Here is a 7,623-nt window from a genome sequence, read left to right on the forward strand (position 1 = left end):
CCGTGCCGACCAGGGATTATGAGCGTTTCGCCGATAGCGCGGACAAGGCCCGTTTCAGGACTGGGTCTGGTATTGGTCGACGGCGACGATGCGCGAGCCCGCCGGGTGCAGGACCCAGAACGCGGCCTTGCGCAGCGTGGGGTCGTCGGGAGGTTGGGCGCCGAAGGCCTGGCAGGCGGCGTTCACCATGTCGGTGATCTGGTCGCTGTGTCCACACACGATGGTGGGCGTTCTGAGGCCGATCAGCTCGCACAGCCGCTGGGTGGCCTGGCCGGGTTTGGCGGTGTCGGGGGTGAAGGCGGCCTCGGTCTTGATGGACAGTCCCTCGCCGTTGACGTACGGCAGCAGCGTTTCCAGGCAGCGCGCGGTGGCCGAGGAGTACACGGTGGCGGGGCCGAAGCAGGCCAGCAGGCCCGCCAGTTCGGCGGCCTGGGACCGCCCCCGCAGGTCCAGCGGCCGCAGCATGTCCGCGTCGGGCCATTCGCTCTGGCCGACGGCCTTGGCGTGCCGCACGAGGATGATCGGGACGGTCTTGGTGGGCCCGGAGGTGAAGGCGCGCAACAGGTCCACGTCGCGCTGGTAGCTGAGGCGGCGGGCGGCGTCGGTGACGGTCAGCCACTCGACGGCGTCGACCTCGTCGCCGCCGAGGCCGTCGGCGTGCTGGTGGGGCTCGGGTTCGGCGGCCCAGTAGTCGACGCGCTTGTCGGCGCCGTTCTTTTCGTAGAACGTGGACGGAAGCTGGCGGCCGAGCTTCGGGCTGATGCCCGTCTCCTCGTACACCTCGCGCGCCGCCGCGCGCAGCAGGTGCTCGCCGTTCTTCAACTTGCCCTTGGGAAAGGTCCAGTCGTCATACTTGGGGCGGTGAACGAGAGCCACCTCGGTCTGGAGTGGACCTTGCCGCCACAGCACCGCGCCCGCGGCCAAAATGTCGGGTGGGTTCATCGCCGCCTCCGCATCAGGAGCTCCTGAATATCGCTGCCCTCGCCGTGGTGGACCCAGGTGCCGTCGGCGTCCAGCCACCACGACGCGGTGTCGTCGCTGGTGCCGGTGTCCAACAGCTCGGTGAGCTGGGCGCGATGGTCGTCGTCGGTGACTCGCACCAGGACCTCGACACGCCGGTCTAGGTTACGGTGCATGAGATCGGCGCTGCCCAGCAGCACCTCGCCGTCGCCCGCGTTCTCGAACGCGTAGATCCGCGAGTGCTCCAGGAACCGCCCCAGGACGCTGCGCACCCGGATCTTCTCCGACAGCCCCTTGACGCCGGGTCGCAGCGCGCAGATCCCCCGCACCCACATGTCGACGGGCACGCCCGCGCGCGAGGCGCGGTACAGGGCGTCGACGATCTGCTCGTCGATCAGCGAGTTGCACTTGATGCGGATGCGCGCGGGCTTCCTGCGCCGCTTGTTCCTGATCTCGCGTTCGATGCGGCTCAACAGCCCGTCGCGCAGGGAGTCGGGCGCCACCAGCACGCGGTGGTAGGACTCGTGCCGCGAGTACCCCGTGAGGTGGTTGAACAGGGCGCTGACGTCCTCGCCGACCTCGGGGTCGCTGGTGAGCAGCCCGACGTCCTCGTACTGCCGCGCGGTCTTGGGGTGGTAGTTGCCCGTGCCGATGTGGCAGTAGCGCCGCAGCGTCCCGTCGGCCTCCTCGCGCACCACCAGCGCCAGCTTGCAGTGGGTCTTCAAGCCCACGATGCCGTACATGACGTGGCAGCCCGCGCGCTCGAGCTTGTGCGCCCACTCGATGTTGGCGCGTTCGTCGAAGCGGGCCTTGATCTCGACCACGACGACGACCTGCTTGCCCGCCTCGGCGGCGTCCACCAGCGCGTCCACAATGGGTGACTTGCCGCTGGTGCGGTACAGGGTCTGCTTGATGGCCAACACCCTCGGGTCGGCGGCGGCCTCCCCGATGAGCCGTTCGGTGCTGGTGGCGAAGGAGTCGTAGGGGTGGTGGACCAGCAGCTCGCGTTCGCGCATCTTCGCGAAGATGTCGGCCTCGGGCGGCAGCACGGCCTCCGACGGGCGAAACGGCGGGTGCTTCAGGTCGGGTCGGTCCAGGTCGGCGATCTCGCCGAGTCCGCTGAGGTCAAGCGGCCCGGGCAGGCGGTACACCGCGCCCAGGTCGATGCCGAGCTCGGATATCAGGCGCTCCAACACTTCGGGCGCCGTGGTGTCCTCCACCTCGAGGCGGACGACGGGCCCGAAGCGGCGGCGCAGCAGCTCCCGCTCCAGGGTCTTGAGCAGGCTCTCGGTGATGTCGTCGTCCATCTCGAGGTCCTGGTTGCGGATCACCCGGAACGAGTGATGCCGCACGATGTCCATGCCGGGGAACAGCTGGGTGAGGTGCGCGGCGATCACGTCCTCCAGCGGCGTGAAGCGCCCGTCCGCCACGGAGACGAAGCGCGGCAGCAGCGGCGGGACCTTGACCCGCGCGAACATGGTGAGGTCGCGCTGCGGGTCGCGCACCATCACCGCGAGGTTGAGCGAGCCGCCCGAGATGTACGGGAACGGGTGCGCGGGGTCGACCACCAGCGGGGTGAGCACCGGGTAGATGCGGGTGCGAAACATCGAGTGCATGTCTTCGCGCTCGGGCTCCGACAGCTCCGCCCAGCGGACGATCTCGATGCCCTCCTTGACGAGCAGGGGAAGCACCTCGTCGCGGAAGCACCGCGCCTGGTCGACCGAAAGCTCGTGGGCCAGCTTCGAGATCCGCTCCAGCACCTCGTGGGGGTGGTGGCCGCTGGCGGACTGCACGGCCAGCCCCGTGGCGATGCGCCGCATCAGCCCCGCCACCCGCACCATGAAGAATTCGTCCAAGTTGGACGAGAAGATGGACAGGAAGCGCACTCGCTCCAAAAGGGGCAGTTCGCCCGAGCTGGCCAGTCGCAACACGCGCTCGTTGAACCTCAACCAGCTCTCTTCGCGGTCGAGGAAGCGGTCGGCGGGCAGGTCCTCGGCTGGCTGCGGGGATCGCTGTGTGTCACTCATGCATCTCAAGATCCATGATCACGGTTAACCGCAGATAGCGAGATAGTTAAGTACGCAAGTCAGACGCCACGTGGGGCGCGGGTCGCGATCGGTGCGTCACCTTGTGTCGGTTAAGGGCCGCGATGGTGGAACGCACGCGCCTTGGCGCGATTGCCGCACAGGTCCATTGAGCACCAGGTGCGTCCCCGGTTGCGGGAGTGGTCGTAGTAGGCCCAGCGGCAGCTGGGTTCCCGGCAGGTCTTGAGGCGGGCCCAGGTGCCGTCGGCGGCGGCTTCGGCCACGATGGCGAGCAATGCGGCCAGGGCGGTGTCGGCCGGTTGTCCGGCGCCCGGCGACAGTCGCGGTGGGCCGGCGGTCACGTCGAGCGTCAGCGGGAGCTCGTCGACGAGGTCGGCCAGCGCACCACGCGCGTTCGGGTCGAGACCGTCCGGCCGCGGGCTGGCGACGGTCGGAGCGTTGTTATCGGCCAGCACGGCCCGCAGTCCCTCCCGAACCACCTCGGCGCGATCGCGTTGTGAGGCGGTGATCACGGCCCGCTCGGCCAACAGCCCCCGCTCGTGCAGCCAGCCCGCCAGTTGGGCCGGGGTCGCGATGTCGTCCCGGTCGGCGCGGCGCGTGTTGACGAATTCCTCGATCCAGCGCAGCGGCAGCGGTGCCGTCCCCTCGGCGTCGTTGTCCGGCCGAGTCCTCGTGATTTCGGGCATGAGTTCAGTCTAACCAGCCATTGACTATAGCCAGGTATATAACTATCGTTCTCATTTCACTAGTTAGATAGGAGCTATGACGTGGTATCCGTCATCAAGGAAGTCGAGATCGCGGCGTCCCCCGCCGAGGTCTGGGCGGTCTACAGCGACTTCGCCGAGGGACCGCAACGCATGGCACCCGGCTATGTCACCGGGACACGGCTGGAGTCCGACGACATCAGGGTCGTGAGCTTCGCCAACGGTCAGGTCGCGCGTGAACGTCTCATCGCGATCGACCACGAGGCACGGCGCATGGTCTGGGAGTGGAATGACGGCTGGGCACGGCCCACACACGACAACGCGTCCATGCAGGTCTTCGCGAACGGCGACAAGCACAGTCGCGTGGTGTGGATCCACGACGTTCTTCCCGACAGCCTCGCCGAACCCCTGGCCCAGGCCATGGAGGGCGGCCTGGCCGTCATGAAGGAGTCCATCGAGGACAGATAGGGAATGCGGAGGATGTCTCGTCTCACGAGGCATCCTCCGCATTCGAATGACGATGTGAGACGTCACGGGGCCGCTGTCCCCAGGTCAACGCCCATACCACCGAATTTCGGACACTCCCGGCCGCCCGGCCACGATTGGTAAAGTCGTGGCTTCGTCCACGTTGCTCGCCCCCGCAAGGAACGTTCATGCACCCGCCCCCCGCCGTACCCGGCTGCCGCACCCCCGATGACGTGGCCGCGTACCTCGAGAGGCTGCGCTCGGCGGCGGGCGACGTGCCGTTTCGGGAGCTCACCACGAAGGTCAACGCGATCCGTTTGGCGCGCAACGTGAGGCAGACCGCCCGCCAGACCGTCAACGACTGTTTCCGCAGGGGACGCAGCCGCCTCGACCGCGACCTGGTGCTGGACATCGCCCGCGCCCTGGGCCTGGACGACGCGGGTCTGCTGCGCCTGGACCAGGAGTGCCAGGTCGCCGACGGGCGCCGCCCGGTGGCGTCGCGGGCGGACGTGTCGGGCGCGATTCCGTTGGGGCGCAAGCAGTTCCTCGGGCGCGACGCCGTGATCGACGACGCGCTGGCGGCGTCGGACGCGGCGTGGGCGGCGGGGCGACCACCCGTGGTGGTGTTCACGGGCCTGGCGGGGATCGGCAAGACCGAGCTGGCGATGCAGCTGGCGCAGCGGCTCCTGGTCCGCGACCCGACCCTGAGCAGACAGTTCTTCGTGGATCTGCACGGATTCGACCCCGACATCGACTCCACCCCGCCCGCGGAGGTGCTGGCGGCGCTGTTGAAGCTGTTGGGCGTGCGCGACCCCGCGATCGTCAACATGTCCGACGAGGGGCAGCGGCGGGAACGCTTGCGGCAGCAGCTGTCCGAGCAGCGCGCGGTGATCGTGTTCGACAACGTCGCCGACGCCGAGCAACTGGCACGGCTGGTGCCCGCGACCCCGCACTGCGCGGTCATCGCCACCACCCAACAGCGGCTCGACGGCGGCGTCGAGGTGGGGCCGCTGGCCTACCACGATTGCGTGGATCTGTTGGCGCGCTTCGACTCGGCCGATCGGCTGCGCGCCGAGCCCGGCGTGGCCGTCCGCCTCATCAATGACCTGTGTGGACGCCGACCCTTCGATCTGATCGCGCTGGGGGCGCAGCTGTCGGATCCCGCCGAGGCCGCCTGGAGCCTGGCCGATCACGAGGAGCGGCTGCGGCGTTTCCGCCTCGACGAGGCCAGCCACCGCATCCTCGCGGGCTCCTGCCACGGCCTGGCGCGCGAGGTGCGGCGGACCTTCCGCCTGCTCGGCCTGTATCCGGGCTTCGAGTTCTCCGCCTACGATGTCGCGGTGCTGTCCGATGTGGCCGTCGAGGTCGCCCACGGCCACCTCCAGGTTCTGTACGACCGACACCTGTTGCTGCGCAGGAAGGCCCACCGTTTCCGCCTGCACGCCGTGGCCTCGGCGTACGCCCGCAGGCTGCTGGACCGCGAGGAGGCCACCCGCAGCCAACGGGCGGCCCTCAACCGCCTCCAGACCGCGACCACCTATCGGGTGAGCCAATGAGGGCGGGGCGGTACCTCGACCGTCGCTATCGGATGGAGGCCCTGGCGGGACGCGGCGGCATGGGTGAGGTGTGGCGCGCCACCGACACCCGCCTGGATCGCACCGTGGCGATCAAGCTGCTGCGCCTGGATCTGGCCGACAGCGAGGAGTCCCGCCAGCGCTTCAAGCGGGAGGCCCGCGCGCTCACCACGCTCGACGTGCCCGGCACCGCCCGGATTCGCGACTACGGCGAGGAGGTGCTCGACGGCGAGGACGTCGCCTACCTGGTGCTGGAGTACATCGAGGGCACCACGCTGTCGCGCATGCTGTCGATGCGGGGGCCGCTGGAGGCGCCGCGGCTGCTGCCGATCCTCGAGCAGGTCGCGGCGACGCTGGATGCCGCGCACCGCAACGGAATCATCCACCGCGACATCAAGCCCAGCAACATCATGGTCGGCGCCGACGGCAAGGCGACCCTTTTGGACTTCGGGATCGCGCATTCGCTGGGCGGCACCCAACTCACCCAAAGCGGCCAGATCATGGGCACGTTGAGCTACGCCTCACCCGAGCAGCTCAACGGTCGGCCCCTGAGCCCCGAGTCCGATGTATACAGCCTCGGGATCGTGGCGTACGAGTGCCTGGCGGGCGAACCGCCGTTCAAGGGCGAACCCCTGGCGATCTTCAATGGACACCAGCGCCAGCAGCCCCCCGAGCCCCCTTCGGGAACCCCGAAGGCCATGGCCAGGTCGATCACGCGCGCGTTGAGCAAGACGCCCGAGGAACGCTTCGTCTCCGCCTCGGACTTCGTGGCGGCCTGCGGCGGCACGTCCAGCGAGATGACGCCGACGTCGGTTCGCCTGTCCCCCACGACGAAGCGCGCGTTCACACTGACGGCGGCCCTGGCGTTGGTGGCGGCGATCGTGGCGACGCTGGTCATCCTGGCGCCGTGGGCGGCCGACGAGGGATCGCTGTCGGCGTCGGGCCCCAAGGACAAGACCCATCATCCGTGGATTCCGCCAGGGCTCGACTCGGGAACCTTGGTCGACTCGCAGGACGGGGTCTTCTACAAGGTGGCCGACAACGGCGACGTCTACTGGTATCGCCACCTGGGCTTCGGCAGCGGCGAGGTGAAGTGGGACAAGCGTTCGGGCAAGCGCATCGGCGGCGACTGGAAGGGCCGCCGCGTCGTGGCGGGGTGCAACGGCACGCTGTACGCCGTCAACAAGGCGGGCGACCTCTACTGGTACCGCCACACCGATCCCAAGGGCGGCCGCGACACCTGGAGCAAGCACTCGGGGACCCTGCTGCGCCATGACTTCAAGGGCTACAAGATCGTGTCCGCCACGTCGGTCGCGGTGTTCTACGCGATCGACTCCGACGGGAACCTGCGATGGTTCCTGCACACCTGGCCCGATGAGGGCAAGGCGATCGAATGGAACACCTACGAGGGCAAGGTGACCAGGACCGACTGGGACGCCAAGCACGTGCGGTTGGCGTCGGGAGGTGGGGAGCTGATCTACACGGTGGATCCCCACGGGGACATCGAATGGCACGTCCACGGCGATCAGGGTGGTGGCTCGAACAACTGGTCCGAGGAGCCTGTCGGTCACGGCTTCGGCAAGTACGCCTCGATCATCTCCAGCGCGGGCGGCATCGTCTACGCGCGCACCAAGGACGGCAAACTCTACTGGTACCGCCATCTCGGCTTCGGCAACGGCGAGGCCACCTGGAAGACCAAGAAGCCGATCCTGCTCACCCCGCACTGACCAGCCCCGTCTGGTACGCCACCACCACGGCCTGCACCCGATCGCGCAGACCCAGCTTGGTGAGGATGCGGGCCACGTGCGTCTTCACCGTCCCCTCGGCCAAGAACAGCCGCTCGGCGAGCTCGGCGTTTCTGAGGCCCTGGGCCAA

General features: G+C 68.6%; 7 protein-coding genes. 3 read left to right on the forward strand and 4 right to left on the reverse strand.

Translation table 11 applies throughout. The features are described 5' to 3' along the window. Nucleotides 1-54: 54 nt before the first annotated feature. From VE172_RS06625 to VE172_RS06635, 3 genes are all read right to left on the reverse strand, one after another. Nucleotides 55-942: an NUDIX hydrolase gene (locus VE172_RS06625; protein WP_324798893.1), complete on the reverse strand. Its 888-nt coding sequence runs from the start codon at nt 940-942 to the stop codon at nt 55-57. Beyond that, nucleotides 939-2,987, reverse strand: a complete 2,049-nt coding sequence (locus VE172_RS06630; protein WP_324798896.1) for an RNA degradosome polyphosphate kinase — start codon at nt 2,985-2,987, stop codon at nt 939-941. Before VE172_RS06630 ends, VE172_RS06625 begins: the two co-directional genes overlap by 4 nt. Before the next feature lie 110 nt (nt 2,988-3,097). Then, nucleotides 3,098-3,691 carry a CGNR zinc finger domain-containing protein gene (locus VE172_RS06635; protein WP_324798899.1) on the reverse strand — a complete coding sequence of 198 codons (594 nt, stop codon included), beginning with the start codon at nt 3,689-3,691 and terminating at the stop codon, nt 3,098-3,100. 81 nt (nt 3,692-3,772) lie between these two features. On the opposite strand from VE172_RS06635, the gene VE172_RS06640 reads away from it, so the two are divergent. From VE172_RS06640 to VE172_RS06650, 3 genes are all read left to right on the forward strand, one after another. Next, nucleotides 3,773-4,177: an SRPBCC family protein gene (locus VE172_RS06640; RefSeq protein ID WP_324798902.1), complete on the forward strand. Its 405-nt coding sequence runs from the start codon at nt 3,773-3,775 to the stop codon at nt 4,175-4,177. Nucleotides 4,178-4,362: 185 nt separating this feature from the next. Further along, nucleotides 4,363-5,730: an NB-ARC domain-containing protein gene (locus tag VE172_RS06645; RefSeq protein ID WP_324798904.1), complete on the forward strand. Its 1,368-nt coding sequence runs from the start codon at nt 4,363-4,365 to the stop codon at nt 5,728-5,730. Beyond that, complete coding sequence (locus VE172_RS06650; protein WP_324798906.1) at nt 5,727-7,475, forward strand: protein kinase domain-containing protein; 1,749 nt, start codon at nt 5,727-5,729, stop codon at nt 7,473-7,475. The genes VE172_RS06645 and VE172_RS06650 overlap by 4 nt, the downstream gene beginning before the upstream one ends. Here VE172_RS06650 and VE172_RS06655 read toward each other — a convergent pair. After that, nucleotides 7,462-7,623 (reverse strand): response regulator transcription factor (locus VE172_RS06655; protein WP_324798908.1); only part of this gene is annotated, 162 nt, incomplete at its 5' end. The two genes, VE172_RS06650 and VE172_RS06655, sit on opposite strands and share 14 nt — an antisense overlap.

This window comes from Stackebrandtia sp., from assembly GCF_035643755.1.
GTDB lineage: Bacteria > Actinomycetota > Actinomycetes > Mycobacteriales > Micromonosporaceae > Stackebrandtia.